Source organism: Sulfitobacter sp. LC.270.F.C4, assembly GCF_032922545.1.
In the GTDB taxonomy this organism is placed as follows: Bacteria; Pseudomonadota; Alphaproteobacteria; order Rhodobacterales; family Rhodobacteraceae; genus Sulfitobacter; species Sulfitobacter profundi.
Window position 1 is genome coordinate 78142 of the sequence record NZ_CP136690.1, and the last position, 21295, is coordinate 99436.

General features: G+C 63.9%; 20 protein-coding genes. 7 read left to right on the forward strand and 13 right to left on the reverse strand.

Annotation, left to right across the window (positions count from 1 at the left end):
• Nucleotides 1-25: 25 nt before the first annotated feature.
• The 3 genes from R1T45_RS02800 to R1T45_RS02810 are packed head-to-tail and all read right to left on the reverse strand — an operon-like array spanning nucleotide 26 to nucleotide 3701.
• Nucleotides 26-2215, reverse strand: a complete 2190-nt coding sequence (locus R1T45_RS02800) for a xanthine dehydrogenase family protein molybdopterin-binding subunit (RefSeq protein WP_317389183.1) — start codon at nucleotides 2213-2215, stop codon at nucleotides 26-28.
• Nucleotides 2212-3198 carry a xanthine dehydrogenase family protein subunit M gene (locus R1T45_RS02805; RefSeq protein ID WP_317389184.1) on the reverse strand — a complete coding sequence of 329 codons (987 nt, stop codon included), beginning with the start codon at nucleotides 3196-3198 and terminating at the stop codon, nucleotides 2212-2214. Before R1T45_RS02805 ends, R1T45_RS02800 begins: the two co-directional genes overlap by 4 nt.
• Nucleotides 3195-3701 (reverse strand): 2Fe-2S iron-sulfur cluster-binding protein, encoded by a 507-nt coding sequence (locus R1T45_RS02810; protein WP_317389185.1) that lies wholly within the window; start codon nucleotides 3699-3701, stop codon nucleotides 3195-3197. Before R1T45_RS02810 ends, R1T45_RS02805 begins: the two co-directional genes overlap by 4 nt.
• Nucleotides 3702-3959: 258 nt before the next feature.
• Here R1T45_RS02810 and R1T45_RS02815 point away from each other — a divergent pair, with 258 nt between their 5' ends.
• A complete protein-coding gene (locus R1T45_RS02815) occupies nucleotides 3960-5186 on the forward strand; it encodes a glutathionylspermidine synthase family protein (protein WP_317389186.1) in 1227 nt (408 codons plus the stop codon).
• Nucleotides 5187-5225: 39 nt separating this feature from the next.
• Entirely contained in the window at nucleotides 5226-5804 is a 579-nt protein-coding gene (locus tag R1T45_RS02820) for a DUF1190 domain-containing protein (RefSeq protein ID WP_067941094.1), read from the forward strand.
• Nucleotides 5805-5827: 23 nt separating this feature from the next.
• Here the strand turns inward: R1T45_RS02820 and R1T45_RS02825 are convergent, their stop codons facing one another.
• From R1T45_RS02825 to R1T45_RS02835, 3 genes are read right to left on the reverse strand one after another with little or no spacing between them, the layout of a single operon-like run.
• Nucleotides 5828-5986 (reverse strand): peptidase M23, encoded by a 159-nt coding sequence (locus R1T45_RS02825; RefSeq protein ID WP_067941096.1) that lies wholly within the window; start codon nucleotides 5984-5986, stop codon nucleotides 5828-5830.
• Between the two features lie 38 nt (nucleotides 5987-6024).
• Entirely contained in the window at nucleotides 6025-6852 is an 828-nt protein-coding gene (locus tag R1T45_RS02830; RefSeq protein WP_120352393.1) for a 3-keto-5-aminohexanoate cleavage protein, read from the reverse strand.
• A 27-nt stretch (nucleotides 6853-6879) separates the two neighbouring features.
• The gene (locus R1T45_RS02835; RefSeq protein ID WP_317389187.1) at nucleotides 6880-7743 is read right to left on the reverse strand and encodes a 3-hydroxyacyl-CoA dehydrogenase NAD-binding domain-containing protein; all 864 of its coding nucleotides are present in this window, start codon (nucleotides 7741-7743) and stop codon (nucleotides 6880-6882) included.
• A gap of 85 nt (nucleotides 7744-7828) precedes the next feature.
• Between R1T45_RS02835 and R1T45_RS02840 the strand changes: the two genes are divergently transcribed.
• Nucleotides 7829-8554 (forward strand): SDR family NAD(P)-dependent oxidoreductase, encoded by a 726-nt coding sequence (locus tag R1T45_RS02840; protein ID WP_317389188.1) that lies wholly within the window; start codon nucleotides 7829-7831, stop codon nucleotides 8552-8554.
• Here R1T45_RS02840 and R1T45_RS02845 read toward each other — a convergent pair whose 3' ends face one another.
• From R1T45_RS02845 to R1T45_RS02860, 4 genes are all read right to left on the reverse strand, one after another.
• A complete protein-coding gene (locus R1T45_RS02845; protein WP_317389189.1) occupies nucleotides 8555-9463 on the reverse strand; it encodes a LysR family transcriptional regulator in 909 nt (302 codons plus the stop codon).
• Nucleotides 9464-9541: 78 nt separating this feature from the next.
• Nucleotides 9542-10723, reverse strand: a complete 1182-nt coding sequence (locus R1T45_RS02850) for a LarC family nickel insertion protein (protein ID WP_317389190.1) — start codon at nucleotides 10721-10723, stop codon at nucleotides 9542-9544.
• Complete coding sequence (locus R1T45_RS02855; protein ID WP_317389191.1) at nucleotides 10723-12036, reverse strand: lactate racemase domain-containing protein; 1314 nt, start codon at nucleotides 12034-12036, stop codon at nucleotides 10723-10725. Before R1T45_RS02855 ends, R1T45_RS02850 begins: the two co-directional genes overlap by 1 nt.
• A gap of 23 nt (nucleotides 12037-12059) precedes the next feature.
• Nucleotides 12060-13607, reverse strand: a complete 1548-nt coding sequence (locus R1T45_RS02860) for a UxaA family hydrolase (protein WP_240791625.1) — start codon at nucleotides 13605-13607, stop codon at nucleotides 12060-12062.
• Between the two features lie 90 nt (nucleotides 13608-13697).
• On the opposite strand from R1T45_RS02860, the gene R1T45_RS02865 reads away from it, so the two are divergent.
• Nucleotides 13698-14474, forward strand: coding sequence for a GntR family transcriptional regulator (locus R1T45_RS02865; RefSeq protein WP_243263584.1), 777 nt, complete (start codon nucleotides 13698-13700; stop codon nucleotides 14472-14474).
• Nucleotide 14475: 1 nt separating this feature from the next.
• On the opposite strand, the gene R1T45_RS02870 is transcribed toward R1T45_RS02865, so the two are convergent.
• Genes R1T45_RS02870 through araD form a run of 3 tightly spaced genes read right to left on the reverse strand, consistent with a single transcriptional unit; the run spans nucleotide 14476 to nucleotide 17848 of the window.
• The gene (locus R1T45_RS02870) at nucleotides 14476-15186 is read right to left on the reverse strand and encodes a ribonuclease activity regulator RraA (RefSeq protein WP_120352400.1); all 711 of its coding nucleotides are present in this window, start codon (nucleotides 15184-15186) and stop codon (nucleotides 14476-14478) included.
• Entirely contained in the window at nucleotides 15183-16094 is a 912-nt protein-coding gene (locus R1T45_RS02875; protein ID WP_317389192.1) for a dihydrodipicolinate synthase family protein, read from the reverse strand. The genes R1T45_RS02870 and R1T45_RS02875 overlap by 4 nt, the downstream gene beginning before the upstream one ends.
• Before the next feature lie 11 nt (nucleotides 16095-16105).
• The gene (araD, locus tag R1T45_RS02880; RefSeq protein ID WP_317389193.1) at nucleotides 16106-17848 is read right to left on the reverse strand and encodes an L-arabinonate dehydratase; all 1743 of its coding nucleotides are present in this window, start codon (nucleotides 17846-17848) and stop codon (nucleotides 16106-16108) included.
• Between the two features lie 117 nt (nucleotides 17849-17965).
• On the opposite strand from araD, the gene R1T45_RS02885 reads away from it, so the two are divergent.
• Genes R1T45_RS02885 through R1T45_RS02895 form a run of 3 tightly spaced genes read left to right on the forward strand, consistent with a single transcriptional unit; the run spans nucleotide 17966 to nucleotide 21269 of the window.
• Nucleotides 17966-18766, forward strand: a complete 801-nt coding sequence (locus tag R1T45_RS02885; protein ID WP_120352403.1) for an HpcH/HpaI aldolase family protein — start codon at nucleotides 17966-17968, stop codon at nucleotides 18764-18766.
• 2 nt (nucleotides 18767-18768) lie between these two features.
• Nucleotides 18769-20310 (forward strand): aldehyde dehydrogenase (NADP(+)), encoded by a 1542-nt coding sequence (locus tag R1T45_RS02890; RefSeq protein WP_317389084.1) that lies wholly within the window; start codon nucleotides 18769-18771, stop codon nucleotides 20308-20310.
• Complete coding sequence (locus R1T45_RS02895) at nucleotides 20307-21269, forward strand: 2-hydroxyacid dehydrogenase (protein WP_317389085.1); 963 nt, start codon at nucleotides 20307-20309, stop codon at nucleotides 21267-21269. The genes R1T45_RS02890 and R1T45_RS02895 overlap by 4 nt, the downstream gene beginning before the upstream one ends.
• Nucleotides 21270-21295: the final 26 nt, after the last annotated feature.

Sequence of the window (21295 nt, forward strand, 5' to 3'; positions counted from 1 at the left end):
GACCAATGGGCCGCCCCGTCATCGATCACATCCCCGCAATCACCTTGTCCAAGGTGGCGGGATAGTCGCGCACCCGCACCCCGGTGGCGTTGTAGATCGCATTGGTGATCGCCGCGGCCGCGCCGCAGATGCCCAACTCACCGATCCCTTTCGCCTGCAGCGGGTTCGCCCAATCGTCGCGTTCCTCCAGCAGATCGACGGTCAGCTGTGGCACGTCGGCGTTCACCGGAATGTGGTATTCGGCCAAGTTGTGGTTGGCCACATGCCCGTCGCGCGGGTCAAAGGCCAACTCCTCGGTCAGCGCGATGCCGATGCCAAAGGTCATCCCGCCCAGACATTGCGAGCGCGCCGTCTTGGCATTCAGGATCCGCCCTGCGGCGAAAGTGCCGTGCATCCGCCGCACCCGCGTCTCGCCCGAGGCGGCATGCACCGCGACTTCGGCGAAATAGGCACCGAATGTCGCCTGCCGCACCGCCTCGGAAGTGTCGCCGGGCAGCACATGGCCAAGCTTTGCGATCTCATCGCCGTTCAGGATCTCGCTCAGGCTCCGGGTCTGATTGTCGAAAGTGGCCATGCCATCTTTCAGCGTCAGGTCATTTCCGTCCACCTCCAGCCGCTCGGCCAATTGTTTGCGGATCGCCTCACAGGCCAGATAGACGGAGGTGCCGCTCGACGACGCGCCCCACGACCCGCCAGAGCCAGAGGCCGGAGGCAGGGTGGTATCGCCCAAGACCACATCCACGGCATCGCGCGGCAGACCCATCATATCGCCCGCGATTTGCCCCAAGATCGCATAGGTGCCGGTGCCGATATCGGTCATGTCCGTCTCGACCCGCAGGCGGCCATCGGGCATCAGCGTCACGCGGGCTTGGCTCTCCATCAGCACGTTGATCCGCGCCGCCGAGGCCATGCCGTATCCGATCAGCCATTCGCCCTCGCGCCGTTCCTTGATGCCGGGGCGGTCGGCCCAGCCAAAGGTCTCGGCCCCGCTGTCAAGCGCCTCACGGAAACGACGGGAAGAGAAGTCTTTGCCGCTTTCGGGGTCTTTTTCGGGGATGTTGCGGCGGCGCAGTTCGACCGGGTCCATGCCGATCTTGTCGGCCAGCTCATCCATCGCGCCCTCGAAAACGGTGACGCCCACCGCTTCGCCCGGCGCGCGGACAGAGCCTGCGCAGAGGCGGTGCACCCGTACCAGATCCATCGACATCTTGCGGTTCGCCCCGGCATAGAGGAAATGCGAGGCTTGCAAAACCGGCTCAGCAAAGGTCTCTCCGGGCAGGTTGGACACGCGCGCGTCATGGCCCAGACCGGTCAACTTCCCCTCGGCATCGGCGGCAAGCCGTACACGCTGCGTGGTCTCTGACCTGCGCATCGTCGCCTCATAGACCTGCGGCCGTTGGAGGGCGACAGAGACCGGGCGGCCAACTTCTTTTGCCGCAATCGCCGCCGCGACCGCCTCGGGGGCGATCCCGAGTTTCGAGCCAAAGCCGCCACCGACATAGGGGGACAGAATGCGCAGCCGGTCGGGGTGAATACCAAGCGCGTCCGACAGCTCATTGCGGTTGTATTTCAGCATCTGATAGCTGCCGCGCAGGGTCAGGTCATCGCCGTCCCACGACGCGATAGAGGCATGCGGCTCCATCGGGGAGCTGGAATGCGACGGGGTGGTATAGGTCACATCGACCGAAAACGCGGCCTCCTGCATCGCCCCATCCAGATCGCCCTGATCCAGCGTTTTCGCCTCTTGCGGTTCAACCGCCGCCGTTGCGGGATCGACCGGCATGACCTCGCCGTTTTCAAGTTCCACCTTCAGCGATTGCGCCGCATGGCGGGCCTGTTCAAAACCTTCGGCAACCACAACCGCGATCAACTGCCCAAGATAGGAGGCGTGATCCGGCCCCTGAATCGGGGCTTTGTTCGCGGTGCCTTGGGCGGGATTGCGCAGCAGGCGTTCGTCTTGGATCACGGCCAAGACGCCCGGCATCTTCGCCACGTCATCCCGGTTGGCCAAAACCACGCGGCCACTGTTGCCCGGGGCGCGGACCATCACGCCATGCACCATCCCCTCGACCTGCCATTCGTTGGCATAGGTCGCCGTGCCGGTGACTTTCAGCGGCCCCTCGGGGCGGTCAAGCGGCGCACCGACAAGACCCTGCGCCATTTCATCAAGCCTGCGTGCGGTGGCGGGCGCGTCCATCTTGAATTGCTCGGTCATTGCTGGGCCTCCTCAGTGAGTTCGCCTAGCACCGACACCAGCGTGCGGCGGGCGAGGGGGATTTTGAAATCATTCGCACCGTAGCCTTTGGCCTCGGCCAGCAGCAGATCGGCGGCTTTGTTGAACAGGTCTTCCGATGGCGTTTCACCGGTCAGCAGGTCCTCAACCTCAGCATTCCGCCAAGGTTTCGGTGCCAGCCCGCCAAAGGCCAGATCGGCGCGGGTGATCCGCCCGTCTTCGATATCAACGATCCCTGCGACCGAGACCAGCGCGAAGGCATAAGAGGCCCGATCCCGCACTTTGCGGTAGGTCTGTTTGCCCTCGACGGGCGCAGGCAAGACCACAGCGATGATCAACTCGCCCGCTTCAAGAACGGTCTCTTGATCGGGGCGGTCTCCCGGCAGAAGATAGAGATCATCCAGCGTCAGGCGGCGCGTGCTTCCATCCTCTTTCAGCGTCTCCACCTCGGCCCCAAGGGCGCGCATGGCCACGGCCATGTCGCTGGGATGGGTGGCGATGCAATGCTCCGACGTGCCCAGCACGGCGAGGATGCGGTTAAACCCGTCTTTCGCCGAACAGCCCGTGCCCGGCTCACGTTTGTTGCAGGGCATGGCGCGGTCGTAGAAATACAGACACCGCGTGCGTTGCAGCAGATTGCCCCCCGTCGTCGCCTTGTTGCGCAGCTGCCCGCTGGCCCCGGCCAGCAGCGCGCGGCTCAGCACTGGCCAGCCTTCGCGCACGCGGGCGTCATTGGCCAGATCGCTGTTGGTCACCAAGGCCCCGACGCGCAGCCCGCCGTCGTCGGTCTCTTCGATCTCGGCAAGGTCCAGACGGTTGATGTCGATCAGCGCCTCGGGGGTCATGACCTCTAGTTTCATCAGGTCCAAAAGGTTGGTGCCCCCGGCGATGAAAGTGCCACCGCCCGCCGCTTGGCGCGCTGCGGCTTCTGTGTCTTCGGCGCGGGTATAGTCAAAAGGTCTCATGCGTTTTCTCCCGCGGCTTTGCGGATCGCCTCGACGATATTGGGATAGGCCGAACAGCGGCAGAGGTTGCCGCTCATCCGTTCCGAGATTTCTTCGGGCGTCAGGCCGGCCTTGCCGCTCAGATCATCGGTCACATGGCTGGGCCACCCGTTTGAGATTTCCTCAAGCATCGCGGTGGCCGAGCAGATCTGACCGGGGGTGCAATAGCCGCACTGAAACCCGTCTTCGCTGACAAAGGCCTCTTGCAGCGGGCTGAGGTTGCCGGGCTGGCCGATGCCTTCGATCGTCGTGACTTCATCACCGTCATGCATACAGGCCAATGTCAGGCAGGCGTTGATCCGGCGACCGTTCACCATGACCGTGCAGGCGCCGCATTGCCCGTGATCGCAGCCCTTCTTGCTGCCGGTCAGTCCAAGGTGGTGGCGCAGGGCATCCAAAAGCGTTGTGCGGGGATCAAGATCCAGCCGCTGCTCGGTGCCATTAATGGTCAATTTCGTTTCCACGGCAAATTCCTTTGGCTAAATGGGAGCGAAGGGGCAAAACCCTCCAGCTATCGGCTGCGTCGGGACGTAGAGCGGCGAAGTTGGGCGGCAAGCGGTTGAGGGCGGCGGAAGCGGAAGCCTTGGGGCGCGCGGCCTTCTATTACATAATGATGATTACAAGCGATACTTCTGCCGATAGCCGCGTTAAACCGTCCCGCCTCTGGCCGCTTGGGCCAAAGCCGATTAGAAGCGGAGGCGAAACCCGGGGGGAGCGAACCGTTGCAAAAGACCACATTGCCCGAAAGACCCGATTGGCGCGCCCATGCCGAAGAGGTCGGCTTTACCTTCGCCGATATGCATGGTGAGCCCTATTGGGACGAAACCTCGGCCTATGCGCTGTCGCTTGAGCAGATCGAGAACGACATCGAAGACCCCTCGACCGAGTTGCACGCCATGTGCCGGGAGGCCGTGGCAGAGATCATTGCCAGCGAAGAATTGATGGCGCAGCTTGCCATTCCAGAAGCGCATCGCGACCTCGTGGCCGAAAGCTGGCGGCGGGGCGACCCTGAGATCTACGGGCGTTTCGATCTGGCCTATGACGGCGCGCGCCCGGCCAAGCTGCTGGAGTATAACGCCGACACGCCCACCTCGCTCTACGAAAGCGCGGCCTTTCAATGGCAGTGGCTTGAGGATCAGTTGAAGGCGGGCGTTTTGCCCGAAGGCACGGATCAGTTCAACGGCATCCATGAGGCATTGGTCGCCCGATTTGCCGAGGTTTTTGAGCCCGACAGCGACCTGCATTTCACCGCCGTGGCGGACAACCCCGAAGATTACGGCACCGTCGAAGCCATGGGCTGGGCCGCGCGCGAAGCGGGTCTTGGTGCGCATTACTGCGACCTCGACAAGATCGCGCTCAGCGAGGACGGTCAGTTCCTCGACGATCAGGATCGCCGCATTGCGGTGCTGTTCAAGCTCTACCCTTGGGAAGACCTGCTGCGCGATGACTACGCGGCGCATATCGACGGGTCGGGCTGCCTGTTTCTGGAGCCTGCGTGGAAAGCGCTTCTGTCCAACAAAGGGCTGCTGCCCGTGCTTTGGCAGATGTTCGAAGGCCACCCCAATCTGCTGCCCGCGTTTTTTGAGGCGGATGTGGCAGACGCGCTCGCCGGGGGCGGCCCCGCCGCCCCCGCCTGCGCCGAGGCCTTTGACCGTGCCGCCGCGGATCTGGCAGCAGCGCATGTGCGCAAGCCAATCCTCTCGCGCGAAGGGGCGTCGGTCTCGATCCACCAATCTGGCAAGGTCATCGAACAGTCGAAAAACTTAGACTACGCCGAACATCCGCGCATCGTTCAAGCCTATGCCCCCCTGCCCGAATTTGACGGATTTCGCCCCGTTATCGGGTCTTGGATCGTGGGCGAAAGTTGCGCGGGCATCGGTATCCGCGAGGACCGCTCGCGCATCACGCAGGATTTGTCCCGCTTCAAACCGCACTATATTCTCGCATAACGCTATGCCCCGCCGCCCCTTGGCAGAAAGACGACCATCATGACCAAACGCTCGAAACGGGTTTCCATCGCCATCGTCGGTGCCGCCGCCTTTACCCTCGCCGGATGTGAGGAGGAAAAGGTCGATGCCGCTGCCTTTCCCGACCTGCAAAGCTGTCTGGCGGATGCCTCAAGCGGCGGAATGTACACCCAGCAACAATGCGAAACCGCCTTTGACGCGGCCCAGACCCTCCATGTGGAATCCGCACCGCGCTATGACAGCCTAGAGGTCTGCGAAGAGCAGCATGGCGCAGACGCCTGCGGCTCGGAACAGACGGCAACCCAAAGTGGATCGGGCGGGATTTTCATGCCCCTGCTGGCGGGCTACCTGATCGGCAATATGATGAGCAATCGCGCAGGTATGGCGGCGGCACAGCCGCTGTATAAAACGAAGGATGGGCGCTTTACCAATGCGGCACGCTCCAGCACCTATTCAACCAATCGCGGCGCGGCCAAGCTTGGCACGTCGCAATTCACCCGGCCCAGCACCACCATCGGCAAAACCCCGATGACCCGCGCCACTGCCGCATCGCGTGGCGGTTTTGGCCGTTCGGGTGGATCGCGCGGTTTTGGTGGCTGACGGGCACTAGGGCAGTCCCACGCCTACCTGCGGCGCATCACCGCCGCCGCAAGGATCGCAACCGCCAGCGCCAGCACCGCCACGGCCCAAAAGGGATCGTGGCCATGGGGATGCACATGCACGCCCTCATGCGCCGCCAATGGGCCTGCGAAAGTGGTGAGGGCGAATGTCAGTCTCTTCATCTCAATATCCTTAATCTATTGCGTTGGCCCTTGTGGCCTCAACCCAGCCCCAAAATCTCACGCGCCTGCTGCGGCGTGGCGACAGGGCGACCCGCCTCGGCGCAGATCTCTGCCGCGCGGGTGACGAGGGCGGCATTGGAGGGCGCAAGGGTCTGTTTGTCCATCCGAATATTATCCTCCAGCCCGGTGCGCAGATGCCCCCCTGCTGCAGCACACCATGCGTTAAGTTCGGCCTGATGCCGCCCGATCCCGGCCGCGCACCACGGGATGTCGCCGAAAAGCCGTTTGACCGTTTGGATATAGAAATCAAAGACGTCTCGATCCGCAGGCATGGCGTTTTTCACCCCCATGACGAACTGAATATAGGGCCGCGCCGGGATCTTGCCCGCGTCGGCCATGGCCTTGGCCTGTAGGATGTGGCTCAGGTCGAAGACCTCGATCTCGGGCAGCACGCTGTAGGTCATCATCTCTTCCGCCAGCCAGTCGACAAGCTCAGGCGGGTTTTCATAAACGCGGTTGGGAAAGTTGTTCGACCCTACGGAAAGCGAGGCCATATCGGGCCGCAGCGGCAGCATCCCGCCCCGGTTTCGCCCCGCGCCCGAGCGCCCTCCGGTTGAGAATTGCACGATCATGCCGGGGCAATGCTGCCGCAGCCCCTCTTGCAGCCGCGCGAAACGGTCGGGGTCTGCCGTGGGGGTGCCATCGGCGGTGCGGACATGGGCATGGCAGATCGTCGCCCCGGCCTCAAACGCGGCTTGGGTGCTTTCGATCTGTTCGGTGATGTCGATCGGCACCGCCGGGTTGTCGGCCTTGGTGGGAAGCGATCCGGTGATGGCCACGCAGATGATGGCTGGATTATCGGTCATGGGTGTCCTCGGCTGTCTGAAAATCAGTTAATCGGCGCTGTCGCGGGCAAGGGCGATGACACGGCGCAGCGCCTCCTCCGCGGCCCTCGCATCCTCCCCCGCGGGCCAGTCGTAAAACCCCTTGCCGCTGCGTTTGCCCAGATGCCCCTGCCCCACCAGGTTGGCGAGGGTCGGCGACGGTTCGTGCCGGTCACACAGATCGGGATAGAGGTATTCGGCAATGCTTAGATGTGTGCCCAGCCCGTTCAAATCGCGCTGCCGGAACGGGCCGGAAAGCGCCATGCGGACACCGACGGACCATTGCACGATCTCATCGATCTCCGCCGGGCTGGCGACACCTTGATCCACCAGATGCAGGCATTCGCGCATGATGGCATGTTGGATGCGATTGGCCACGAAACCGGGCGGCGCGTGGTCCAGACGCACGGGCCGCCGCTCCAACCCGCGCAGCAGGGTCATGACCTCTTCACATAGCCCTTCGGGCGCATCCTTGGCCGCGACCACTTCGACGGCTGGGATCACATCGCCGGGGTTGAAGAAATGCGTGATGACGGCGCGCTCTGGCCGGGCCATGTCCGCCGACATTTCTTCGAGTGTCAGGCCAGAGGTGTTCGACAAGATCGGCGCCCCCTCTGGCACCACCCCCTCCAAGGCGGCCAGTACCTGCCGTTTGAGCGCAAGGTTCTCCGGCACGCATTCCAGCGCGACATCCGCCTGCTCTGCGTCCTCCAACGCAGCAGTGGCGCTTGATCCCGGCACCGTCGCCAGAAACCCATCGCGCGCGGCCTCGGTCGGGTCGACCGCCTGTACCGTCCAGCCATGCTGGCCAAAGAGCCTGCCGATGGATTGCCCCATCGTGCCAGCCCCCACGATGATGATGCGTTTGGCCATGCTATCCCCCTCCCGGATATCAGTCGTTTACTTATCACTAGATGATGGTGATAAGTAAACAGCGAATAGAGAAAAGGAGGCCCTCGTGGCCCAAAACCCTTCCCCGCGCCATGCGGTTGTCACTGGCGGTGCGCACAACATCGGCCTTGGTATTGCCCGCAGGTTAAGTGAGGACGGCTGGCGGGTCTTCGTGCTCGATATCGCGGAACCGGAGGATCCTGCCCTGCGCGCGGATGCACAGCAGGTCGATCTGTCAGACCCTGAGCCAACCACCGCCGCCTTGCGCAACATCCTCAAAGAGGGGCCGGTCACCTGTCTGGTCAATAACGTCGGCATCGTGAAACCCGCGCCCTTCGACGCGGTAGAGATTGATGACTTCGACCGCATCATGCACCTGAACCTCCGCCCCAGCATCTTGGCGGCGAAACTGCTGGTGCCGGGCATGCGCGCGGCAGGGGGAGGGCGGATCGTGATGAACACCAGCCGCGTGACAAAGGGCAAGATCGACCGGACGCTTTATTCCGCCAGCAAGGGCGCGATCCAGTCGATGGCGCGGACATGGGCGCTGGAACTGGCGCGCGACGGGATCACCGTGAACTGCGTCGCCCCCGGCCCCATCGCCACGACCGCCTTTTGGGAGAACAACCCCGAAGATGCGCCAGAAACCCGCGCCATCGTCGATGCGGTGCCGATGGGCCGCATGGGCACGCCCGAGGATGTCGCGCAGGCGGTGGCCTTTTTCGCCGATGCCCGCAGCGGTTTCATCACCGGGCAAACGGTCTTTGTCTGTGGTGGCACGGCGGTCGGGTAATCAGCCCTCGGCCTCCGATGCGTCAAGCAGCCTGCGCAGGACCGGATTGCTTGGGTCGCGCAGATAGGCCAGCCCGATCCGGCTTTGAACCTTTGCATCGCGGATTGGCAGAAAGGCCACGCCCGCATCCTTCATCCGCGCGGCAGAGGCGGGGACAAAGGCCACGCCCAGACCCGCCGAGACGAAATTCACGATCGCAGTAAACTGCGGCGCGCGGTGCGCGACGCGGGGCGCGAAACCAGCATCAGCACAGAGTTGATAGGCGCAGGCCGCGAAACCCATATCAGGGCCGAGATGGCTGAAAATGAAACTCTCCTCGCGCAGCGTTGCCATGGAAACCGAAGGCACCCCGGCAAGCCGGTGGTCGGGCGGCACGGCCAGCAAAATATCCTCGGTATGGACGGTGCGCGTGACCAAAGTCTCGGGCACGCCCGAGAGCGGCAGGCGCACGAACCCCGCATCGAGCCTGCCCGCCACGATCTCGGCGATTTGTAAGTCCATGTCCAACTCGCGCAGGATCAGGTCCACATCCGCAGCGCCCGCGCGCAACTCTCGCAAAAGCCGCCCCAGAATGCCCGCGTAAGAGGCCGAGCCGACATAGGCCAGTTCAATCCGCCCGCGCTGGCCGATCCGAGCGGCCTCGGCCACCGCCTCGACCCGCTGCGCTTGCTGCAACAGCGCGCGGGCTTCGGGCAACAGCGCCTTGCCGAAGTCGGTCAGCATCACCCGGCGGCGATTGCGGTCAAACAGCAGCGCGCCGCCAAAGACGGTCTCAAGGTGTTTCAACTGTTGCGTCAGTGCGGGCTGCGCCACGCCAAGATTGGCCGCCGCTTGGCCAAAATGCAGCGTTTCGGCGATGGCGACAAAGACCTCATATTGGCGCAGCGTTGCGCTGAGTTGCTTTTCCATGCGGTCCTCTGAATTGGCATCAGAGGATTTTCACACGCGGCCCGGTGATAAGCAAGTTAGATCACCGGGCGGCGGCACCTAGCCTTCGGCGGCGCGGGCGCGTTTGCGACGGTCGTGCAGGGTCTCGGCATCGGCCAGATCATCGCTTTCGACCTTGGTGGTTTCCTGCCCACTTGGCCGCTGCGCACGCTTGCGCCGGAGCGGCTCACTGTCATCACTCTCCCGCGGGAGGATCAAACGCTCCACCCGTGTCCGGCGCAGACCGAGTGTTGAGGTCAGATCAAAGACCCGCGCCGCGATCCGGTCGGCAGCCTGCGGCTGCACCAACACCTCAAGGCGCGTTACCGGGCGGGATTTCTTGCCCTGCCCGTTCAGCATCAGCAAATCGATCACGCCGTCCATCGCCCGCAGACGGTCCACCGCCGCGCCGAGTTCTTCGCCCGTCATGTCGTCGATATCGCAGGCGAATTGCACCAGACTGTCTTGGGCGATACCGCCCGAGGCGGTGTCAAAAACGCTGACCCGCAGGATATTCGGCAGGCCCTTCATCACCCGCACACCCGCGCCCGACCCGGTACAGCGCAGCCGCCCCGCTGGGCGGCTGGCGGTAGGGCTGCCGCCAGTGACATGCGCAAGGATCGCCGCACCCGTGGGGGTAACCCTTTCGCCCGGAACGCCATCGTCATGCCAGTCGTAGCCCTGCAAGATCAGCGCGGTCGCCGGTGCGGGAACGGGCAGTTTGCCATGCGCCGTTTCAACCAGCCCGCCGCCCAGAGGCAGTGGGGCGAGCGAGACGGTCGCCCCCGACAGCGCGGCGCAGATGCTGCCCGCAGCGGTCACGTCCATCAGCGCGTCCCAATCCGCGATCTCGTGAAAATGCACCCGGTCGATGGGGATGTCGTGCACCTGCGCTTCGGCCTCGGCAATCCGGTGAAGGATCGCGCAGGCGGCCTGAGCCGTGCCCTCGGACAGCGGTGCGTTTTCCAAAAGTTCGCGCATCGCGCGGTAGGTCGTCTCGGCCCCGTGGCGCCTGCCTGCGTCGGGTGCGGCCAGCACCAATTCGAACCGCCGCGCGGTGATGCCCGAAGCCACATGTTCGCTTAGTTCCGCATGGCCCACCTCGGCCGGGAGCACGGCGGCGACATCGGCCAGTGCGCGTTCGGCCAGTTCGGGGAAAGCATGCAGCATCGCCGCGATGAACATATCACCCGCCGCCCCGCCTACGGGGTCGAGGTGCAGATGAAGCCCTTGCCCCTGCATCAATGCGCATCCGGCCAAGGGTTGTGCAACAGGCCGCCATCAAACTGCATCTCTTGCAGGTCGCCGACCACCTCCAGCCCCGGGCGGTCGCGCAGCTCTGGCAGCATCGCCTCGGAGGCATAGAGATACTCAAGCTTCAGCGTATTGGGGATGCGCAGCAGCCGGACCTTGGTGATATCCTCGGCCCCGCAGGTCTTGACCGCTGTCTGGATCGCCGTGCGGTCGCAGGGCATGACCATGGGGATCTTCGACTGCTTCAACACCTGCGACGTGATGGCATTGGCATAAACCGCCTCTCGGTCAAAGTCCTGCTCCAACCGCTGCGTGATCACATCTGCTCGCGCCGCGCCATTGCCGTTGCCGTTGCTAAGCGGCGAGAGGCCAAGCGCGACCAGCCGTGAAATGTGCAGATGGACCTGCATCTTTTCGCTGGAAAAACGATGCGTGATATTCGGGTCCATCCCAGTGCCGGAAAATTCTTTGCCGATCTCATCGACCACCAGCACATCCAGATCGCCCGAAGCTGATGGTGCGTCCAGCGGCCCCAGCGGCAGGCGCGGCATGTTGCGCATCGCCTCTTGCAGATAGGGCGCTTCGGCCTCCAACATCCCGTCGCCGTCGAGTGCCACGACCTGCGAGAGCCCGTCATAGGCATTCTCAATCGTGCCGATGCCGAAGAGCACCTTGCAGCGCTCCAACTTCATCCGGGCCATTTTGGCGACGAAGATGCCGACGTTGTCGATGCCCCGCGAATGGCAAGTCTCGGCCCCCGATTGTTTACCCAGACCGATCGAGAGCATCTTGGCCAGCCCGCTTTCGTTCGGCGCGCGGAAGGAGGTATGCGGCTTGATCCGGTTGAACAGGATGATCCCATCGGCGGCATTGGCGTGGCGGTCCATCCGCACCGACATGCCGTTGTCGAGCACGCCGATCTCGTCAGTCTCCATCGACGAGCGGATCTCGCAACCGAGGCTCTCTTCGGTCACGCCCAGTTTCGCCAGCAGCGCGGTTTGCCCCTCTGCCGTGGCGCCGCCGTGGCTGCCCATGGCGGGCACGACAAAGGGCTGCGCCCCGCGCGCGCGGACCTCGGCCACGATGGCGGCCAGCAGTTCCGGCAGGTTTGCCAGACCCCGGCTGCCTGCGGTGATGGCGATGGACATGCCGGGTTTGATCTTGCCCGCGCAACCGGCCTGCATCGCCTCCGCCACGGCAGCGCGCGGATCATCGACTTGCGTCGCGGCAAAGGTCTGACGGCAAAGCGCCATGCGCGGCAGCGGCGTATTCTCCACCAGTTTTACATAGTTCGGTTTCATCTGCGCTCTCCCGTCTGACATCTTTACCCCGTGACCCCGATCGGCCAAGGCGCGAATTCCTCTTCGCCCACCCCGAGCGCTTCGGATTTGCTCTGCTCCCCCGAGGCTATGGCGAGGATGCGTTCAAAGATCGCTTGGCCCAGTTCCTCAAGGCTCAATTCGCCGTCGATCACGGTCCCGCAGTTGATGTCCATATCGTCCTGCATCTTGGTGAACATCGGTGTGTTGGAGGCCAGTTTGATCGTTGGCGAGGGATAGGAGCCAAAGCAAGACCCGCGCCCGGTGGTAAAGCAAATCAGGTTCGCACCCCCCGCGATCTGCCCGGTGGCAGAGACGGGATCGAAGCCGGGCGTGTCCATAAAAACCAGCCCCTTTTGCGTCACCGCTTCGGCATAGCGGTAAACCTCCATCAACCCGGTGCTGCCGCTTTTCTTGGCCCCGCCGAGCGATTTTTCCAACACATTCGCCAGACCGCCCGCCTGATTGCCGGGGCTGACCACGCCGTTGATCTGAGTATCGCGGCCCTTGGTATGCTCCAGCCACCAGTCCATGCGTTCGACCAGTTTGCGGCCCACCTCTTCGCTGCGGGCGCGGCGGGTCAGCAGGTGTTCGACGCCGAAAATCTCGGGCGTCTCCGACAGGATCGCCGTGCCGCCGTTGCGCACGAGGATATCCGCCGCAGCCCCAAGCCCGGGGTTGGCCGACAGACCCGAAAGCCCGTCCGACCCGCCGCATTGCATTCCGATGGTGATATGCTCTGCCGAACAGGGTTCGCGCCGCACGGCATTGGCCTGATCCAACATCTCGCGCACGGCGTCCTTGCCATCGGCAATCGCGCGGGCCGTGCCGCCGACGTGCTGCATGGTGATGGTGCGCAGCATCTTGCCCTCGGCCAACCCTTCCTCCTCAAAGAACTGCGCCAAATTGTTGCGCTCGCACCCCAGCGACAGGACCACGGCCCCGGCCAGATTGGGGTGGCGGATATAGCCCGAGAGCGTGCGCCGCAGCAGGTCCATCGGCTCGCCTGTCAGCTCCATCCCGCAGCCGGATTCGTGGATGAAGGGGATCACCCCGTCGACGTTCTCCCATGCCTCCATCCGCTCTTCGTCGAAGTAGTTGGCGATCTTGCGCGCCACGGTGGCGGAGCAATTCACGGTTACAAAAAGCCCGATGTAGTTGCGCGTGCCCACGCGGCCATTCGCGCGGCGGATGCCCATGAACTGCGCGCGGTCTGAAGGCGGCAGCAGGTCGGTCGGGGTATAGTCGCGGGCAAAGGCATAGTCTTTGTCGACCGCGTCGAACTTGATGTTGTGGCTGTGCAGCCAATCGCCTGCGGCGATCTCCTCTGCCGCGTAGCCGATGACGGTGTCGAATTTCAGGATCGGCGCGCCCTGCTGGATCGGGCGGATCGCGATCTTGTGTCCTTGGGGCGTATCGTGGTTGGCACGCAGCCCGTCTTGCGGCAATACCGCGCCTTGGGGCACCGCCGAGGTCGCCACGACCACGTTATCCGTCGGTGACAGCAGCATCACCTTTACGCGTCTGTCCTCTTGCATGGTCTGGCTGTCCATCGGATGCTCCCCCCAGGGTGTCGAAAAAAACCGCTTCGGTAAGATGTCATTAACTGATATATTAGATTTAATAGCTATGGAAGAGCCCTCATGACCTCATCGAACAAACCTTCAGCACAGAGTGCGCAGACCCTCGCCAAAAGCATTTTGGGCGGCGGGGCCGATCTGGGTCTGTTCGAGGGCGGGCCGACGGGGCGCGGGGTTTACGCCACTCTGCGCGATCAGATTGTCCGGCTCGACCTGCCGCCCGGCACCCCGCTGTTGCGCGCCGAACTGGCTGAGACCCATGGGGTGAGCCTGACGCCGCTGCGCGATGCGCTGCAGCAGCTTGCCAAAGAGGGGCTGGTCAAGATCTACCCGCAATCGCGCACTTTGGTGACGCCAATCGACATGTCGGCGATCCGCGAAGCGCAGTTCATGCGCATCGCGCTTGAGACCGAAGTCGTGCGCCGTTTGGCCGCCGAGATCGCGCCCGAAGCCCTGACCCGTCTGCGCAGCATCGTCGCCCTGCAAAGCAGCATCTCGGACCAACCCGGCGACGTGCCGACTTTTCAGGAGTTGGACGAAGTATTCCACCAGACCCTCTTTGTGGCAGCAGGCCACGTGCAAAGCCAGCGCATCATGCGCAGCCACGCGGGCCATCTGGAACGACTGCGCCGCCTGCATCTGGATGACATTGATGAGGCGGGGCGCATCCTGAACAACAAGGACGTGATCGGGGGCCACAGCCGGATCCTTGATGGGATTGAAGCGGGCGATGCCCCTGCCGCGATGGAGGCGCTGCGCCAACACCTGCAACGCACCGTTGACCGCATGACCGAGAAACGGGCGGCTTTCCCGGAGTATTTCACCCCGGAAAAGCCCTGATTCAGCGGTTGTTGGCCTTGCGCCATTCCGCGAACCTATCGAGGTTTTCCTGCTTGGTGCCCGGATAAAGCCCGATGATCCCCGCGCCGCCTTTGACCTCCTCGACGACGAAATCCTCATAGGCCGTCATCTCTACCGCCTCATCCGCGACCTCTTCGGCGATATCTGCGGGGATGATGATTACGCAGTCGTCGTCGCCCACCACGATATCGCCGGGAAAGACCGGTGCATCGCCGCAGCCGACGGGGCAGTTGATCTCTATCGCCTCATGGAGGGTCAGGTTCGTGGGGCTTGAGGGCCGCGCGTGGTAGGCGGGCATCTCGAGCGCGCCAATGGTCGCGGCATCACGCAGCCCGCCATCTGTCACCACCCCCGCCGCGCCGCGCATCATCAGACGGGTGATGAGGATATCCCCAGCACTCGCGGCACGCGCATCCTTACGGCTGTCCATCACCAGCACATGGCCCTCGGGGCAGGTCTCAATCGCGACGCGCTGCGGGTGTTCGGGATTGCGAAACTCGACCAGTTGATTGCGGTCTTCGCGGGCGGGCATATAGCGCAGCGTGAACGCCGGGCCGACCATATTCTGCCCCTTTGCCGCGACCGGGCCGACCCCCTGCACCACCTGATTGCGCAACCCGCGTTTATACAGCGCCGTGGCCAGCGTCGCGACTGAGACCGCCTTGAGTTTCTCGCGTAGTTCGGGGGTCATGCTCTCTCTCCCTTTAGTCCGTTGTCTGTTATGAATTGGTCCAGCACCGCCTGCTGCCGTTCTGTCAGGGGCCAAGCGGAGGGCGGGCGCGTGGCCCCGCAATCCTGTCCGATGGCCATAAGGGCGGCTTTGACACCGGTGACATTGGTGCCGTTATGCTCTTCCGCGCGGATGTCCTCAAAGGCGCGCATCCCTGCGATAAGGCGGTTCGCCTCGGCGTAGTTGCCTGCATCCAGTGCCGCGTGAATGGCGACCGACCGCTCGGGCCAGACGTTGATAAGGCCCGAGGTGAACCCCCGCGCCCCCACCGCATAGAGCGGCGGCGCCCAGACCTCGGCCAGCCCGCCGACCCAGACGATATCATCCGGCGCCGCCTCAATCGCGCGGGCAAGGTTCAAAGGGTTCGGCGTGGCCCATTTGACCCCCTTCACCCCCTCGACTTCGCACAGTCGCGCGATGCCCTCAGGCCCCATCGCATCATTGCGTAGATACAGCATCACCGGCAGCCCGCCCGACGCATCCCGCACCGCGCGCACATAATCGACCGTGCCACGGGGGGAGACGAAGGGATCAGGCGGTTGGTGGATCATCAGCGCATCCGCGCCCGCCTTGGCACTCGCCTTGGCCAGTGCGCAGGCATCCCGAATGCCGCGCCCGACGCCTGCCAGTAGCGGCGCGCGCCCGTCGACCAACTGCGCCACCTCCCGCACCATGGTGCAGGCCTCATCATTGGTCAGCGCGTAATATTCGCCGGTGTTGCCGTTCACGACCGGGATATGCACCCCGGCGGCGAGGGCGCGGTCGATGATCGGGGCCAGCTTGCGCGGCGCAATCTCTCCAGCATCGTCATAGGGCGTCACGAGGATGCCCGAGATGCCGGTGAGCGCTTTTGATAGATCATGTGTCATAGACGTACCCCTCAGAAAATATCCGGCTCACCCGCCGTTTGGCCAAAGGCCGCGGTGAGATAGTCGAAGTCGCAGCCCTGATCGGCCTGCCCCACATGGCGCTGGAACATATAGCCCCAGCCCCGCTCGAACCGCGGCTCCGGCGCTTGCCACGCGGCGCGACGGGCGGCGAGTTCATCCTCGTCCACCAGCATGTCGAGGGTGCGCGCCTCTAGATCCATCCGCACGATGTCGCCCGTTTTTAGGAGCGCCAGTGGCCCGCCCACGAAAGACTCCGGCGCGACATGCAGGATGCAAGCGCCGTAAGACGTGCCCGACATCCGCGCGTCTGAGATCCGCAGCATGTCGCGGTGGCCCTGTTTCAGCAGCGCCTTCGGCATCGGCAACATGCCCCATTCGGGCATCCCCGGCCCGCCCTGCGGCCCCGCGTTGCGCAGCACCAGCACATGGTCCGGCGTCACGTCGAGGTTCTCGTCATCGATCGCGGCCTTCATCTCGGGGTAGCTGTCAAAGACCAGCGCCGGGCCTTCGTGGCGGTGGAACTTCGGGTCGCAAGCCGCCGGTTTGATCACCGCGCCATTGGGGCAAAGGTTGCCCTTAAGCACGGCGAGCGAGCCTTCCTTATAGACCGGGTTCGACAGGGGCCGGATCACGTCGTCATTATAGACAGGCGCGCCCGCGATCCCTTCCTCCAAGGGTTTGCCGGTGCAGGTGATCGCCGACCGGTCAAGCTTATCGCCCAACTGGTCCATCAGCGCCCGCAACCCGCCTGCGAAATAGAAATCCTCCATCAGGTATTCGCTGCTGCCCAAGGGTCGGATATTGGCAATAAGCGGTGTGGTGCGGCCCAGAGCGTCCAGATCGTTCAACTCCAGCGCCACACCCGCGCGACGCGCCATTGCCAAGAGATGCACCACCGCATTGGTCGAACAGCCTGTCGCCATCGCCACCGTCGCCGCGTTCTGCACGGCGGCGGGGGTGATGATCTTGTCCGGCGTCAGGTCCTCCCAAACCATATCGACGATGCGCCGCCCGCAAGAGGCGCTCATCCGTTTGTGGCCCGCGTCAGCGGCAGGGATCGAGGTGGCCCCCGGCAGCGTCAGCCCCATCGCTTCGGCAATCGCCGTCATGGTGGAGGCCGTGCCCATGGTCATGCAATGCCCATAAGACCGCGCAATGCCGCCCTCGACACCGACCCACTCCTCGGCCGAGATCGTGCCCGCGCGGCGCTCATCCCAGAACTTCCACGCATCCGAGCCAGAGCCAAGCGCCCTGCCTGCGTAATTGCCGCGCAGCATCGGGCCTGCGGGCAGGAAGATAAACGGCACGCCTGCGCTGATCGCGCCCATGGTCAGACCGGGGGTGGACTTATCACAGCCGCCCATCAGCACCACACCGTCAAGCGGATGCGAGCGGATCGTCTCTTCGGTCTCCATCGCGATCATATTGCGATAGAGCATCGAGGTCGGCTTGGTGAAACTTTCGTCAATCGAGATCGTGGGGATCTCCAACCCCAGCCCGCCGGCCTGCGCGATTCCCTTTTTCACGTCCTCCGCGCGGTCGCGGAAATGGAGGTGGCAGGGGTTCATCTCGGACCAAGTGTTCAAGATACCGATCACCGGGCGGCCTTCCCAATCCTCGGGGCCCAGACCCATCTGCATCATGCGCGACCGATGCCCAAAACTGCGCAGATCGTCGGGGGCAAACCAGCGCGCGCTGCGCAGCTGATCGGCGGTTTTCTTGGTCTCGGTCATGGAATCCTCGCCAGCTAAAACATCATCGCAAAACGGGTGGAAAACACATCTTGCTCGAACTGATATATTACCGTATCACCCCAATTGTCGATACCATTTGAGGGGCGCGTCGCGAAAATGTCGGGAAAAACACTCAAGCAATCGCTTCGCCAAGGCAGCCGCCTGTCGGGTTTCTGGCTCTCGCTCTGCTCACCTACGGTGACGGAAATCGCCGCGGGCAGCGGGATCGATTGGTTGTTGCTAGACATGGAACATGCGCCGAATGACCTAAGCCAGATCACCGATCATCTGCGCGCCGCAGGCAGCGCCAATCCCAATGCGCAGATGGTGGTGCGGATGCCCTCTTCCGACCAGACGATGACCAAGCGGCTGCTGGATATCGGCGTGCAAAATCTGATGTTCCCGATGATCCAAAACGCCGAAGACGCCCGCCGCGCCGTGTCATGGACCCGCTACCCCCCCGAAGGGCTGCGCGGCATCTCGGCTACGATTCGCGCCAATAACTACGCGCGGCAGACGGATTACCTGACCACATATACAGACGCGCAATGCGTCATCGTGCAGGTCGAGACCCCCGAAGCGGTCGACCAAATTCCCGCCATCGCCGCCGTGGCCGGCGTGGACGCGATCTTTATCGGGCCGGGCGATTTGTCGTCGGCGATGGGCCATACCGGCAACCCCATGCACCCCGATGTCCAAGACAAGATCCGCGAAGCGGTCGACGCCATTCACGCCGCCGGGCTGCCTGCGGGCATCCTTGGCTACGGCGCCGATCTGGCGCGCCGCTACTTTGACAACGGTATCGAATTCGTCGCCATCGCGGGCGACGCCTGGCTGCTCACGCGGCAGATGGACGCGCTGGTGCAAACCATGGCGCAGCCCTCCCCCACTTTGACACAGCAAACCGACAAGGATTGATCATGAGCGCTGACAGCAAGACATTTCACCCCCACGGCAAGCACTTGATCGCAGGCGAATGGATCGGCGGCGGAGAAACCTTCGCCAATTCCCCCGCCACCGGCGAAAGCGACCAATTCCAAAGCGGCACCCCGGCCCATGTGGACCGCGCTTGCGAAGCCGCCGAGGACGCCTTTTGGTCCTACGCCTATTCAAGCCGCGAGAGCCGCGCCGATTTCCTTGACGCCATCGCAGACGAGATGGAGGCCCGCGCGGATATCATCACAGAAGTTGGCGCGCGCGAATCTGGCCTGCCGACTGCCCGCCTTCAGGGCGAGCGCGGACGGACCATGGGGCAGCTTCGCCTCTTTGCCGATCACATCCGCAAAGGCGCCCATCTGGACCGTCGTGTCGACGGTGCCCTGCCCGAGCGCCAACCCATGCCCCGCCCCGACATCCGCATGATCCAGCGCCCCATCGGCCCGGTTGCGGTATTCGGCGCGTCGAATTTTCCGCTGGCATTCTCCACCGCAGGCGGTGACACCGCCGCGGCGCTGGCGGCGGGCTGCCCGGTCGTCGTGAAAGGCCATTCCGCCCATCCCGGCACGGGGGAGATTGTGGCCGAAGCGATCCATGCCGCGATCAAGAAATGCGACATTCATCCCGGTGTCTTCTCCCTCATCCATGCCAACAGCTGTGAGGTGGGCCAGACGCTGGTGCAGCATCCGCTGATCAAAGCCGTTGGCTTCACCGGCTCCCTCGGTGGAGGCCGCGCGCTGTTTGACCTCTGCGCGCAACGGCCCGAGCCGATCCCGTTCTTCGGCGAGTTGGGCTCGGTCAATCCGATGTTCGTTCTGGCCGAGGCCACTCGAAACCGCGGCGCGGAAATCGGCGCTGGCTGGGCCGGGTCGCTGACCATGGGCGCGGGGCAGTTCTGCACCAACCCCGGCATCGCGGTCGTGGCCAAGGGGGCCGAGGGCGATGCCTTTGTCGCAGCCGCGAAAGAGGCGCTTGAGCAGGTCGGCCCGCAGGTCATGCTGACCGACGGCATCGCCAAAGCCTACCGCGAGGGCAAGGAACGTTTCACCGGGCGCAACGCCGTGCGCGCGCTGCTGAGCAATGACAGCGAAGGCCGCAGCGCCCAGCCGAACCTCTTTGAAACCGACGCCGAGACCTACCTGCAAGATCACGCCCTTGGGGAAGAGGTCTTCGGCCCCTTGGGTCTGGTGCTGCGGGTCTCGTCGGGCGATGAGATGCAAGAGCTTGCCAAAGGGTTCGAAGGCCAGTTAACCGCGACACTCCAGATGGACGAGGGCGACACCGAAGCCGCCAAGGCGCTGATGCCGATCCTTGAACGGAAAGCGGGCCGGGTGCTAGTGAACGGCTTCCCCACCGGGGTCGAGGTTTGCGATGCCATGGTGCACGGCGGCCCCTACCCGGCCTCCACCAACTTCGGCGCGACCTCCGTCGGCACCATGGCGATCCGCCGCTTCCTGCGACCTGTCTCCTACCAGAACCTGCCCGAGGCCTTGCTGCCCGAAGATCTGCGCGGGGCATCGACATGAGCGGCGATCTGATCGGCCCCGTCGCCGTGCTCGACGCGATGCCGGAGGATATGCAGAATAAAGTGCGCGGCTATGCCGAAGGGCTCGACCTGCGCTTTGCGGCGTCCTATTCCGAAGAGGATTTCGCCAAGGCAGTGAAAGGTGCCGCCTATATCGTTCCGCGCGGGCGCGGCCTTCCGGCGCCGGTGCTGCGGGGGGCCGATAGCGTGCGCCTCGTGCATCAATGGGGCACCGGCTATGACAAGATCCCGGTGGATCTGGCGAAAGAAATGGGCGTGACCGTGGCGCGCAGCCCCGGCGTTAACGCCCCCACCATTGCGGATCTCACCATCGGCATGATGATCGCCGCCCTGCGCCGCATTCCGCTGCACTATAACAACACCCGCGCGGGCAAGTGGATCGTGCCAGAGATCGTCCCCGGCACGCGGGACCTCAGCAGTCAAAAGGTCGGGCTGATCGGTTTTGGTGCCATCGGGCAACTCGTGGCGAAACGGCTGACGGGCTTTGACTGCGAGGTGCTCTACTACCGCCGCTCAGGGGAGGCTGAAGGCACCAGCGCGCGCTATGCCGAGCGCGACGAAATTCTTGAGACCTGCGATATCGTCAGCCTGCACATGCCGCTGACGGAGGCGTCGCACCACACCATCGGCACGCCGGAACTGGCGCAGATGAAATCCGACGCCCTGCTGGTCAACACCGGGCGCGGCGGGCTGGTCGATGAGGCAGCACTGATCGACACGCTCACCCACAAACGCATCGCGGGCGCGGCCTTGGATGTCTTCACCGAAGAGCCTGTCGAGCCAGACAACCCGCTTCTGCGGCTCGATAACGTCCTGCCCCTGCCCCACATCGGCGGCCACAGTGAGGATAACCTCAAACGTATGGTCGGCCATTGGGCCAGCAACATCCGCGCTTTTCACGAAGGGCGCGGGATCGACGAAAGCTACCTTGTGACCTGAACAACGCCCCGGCCTGACCTGTCGGG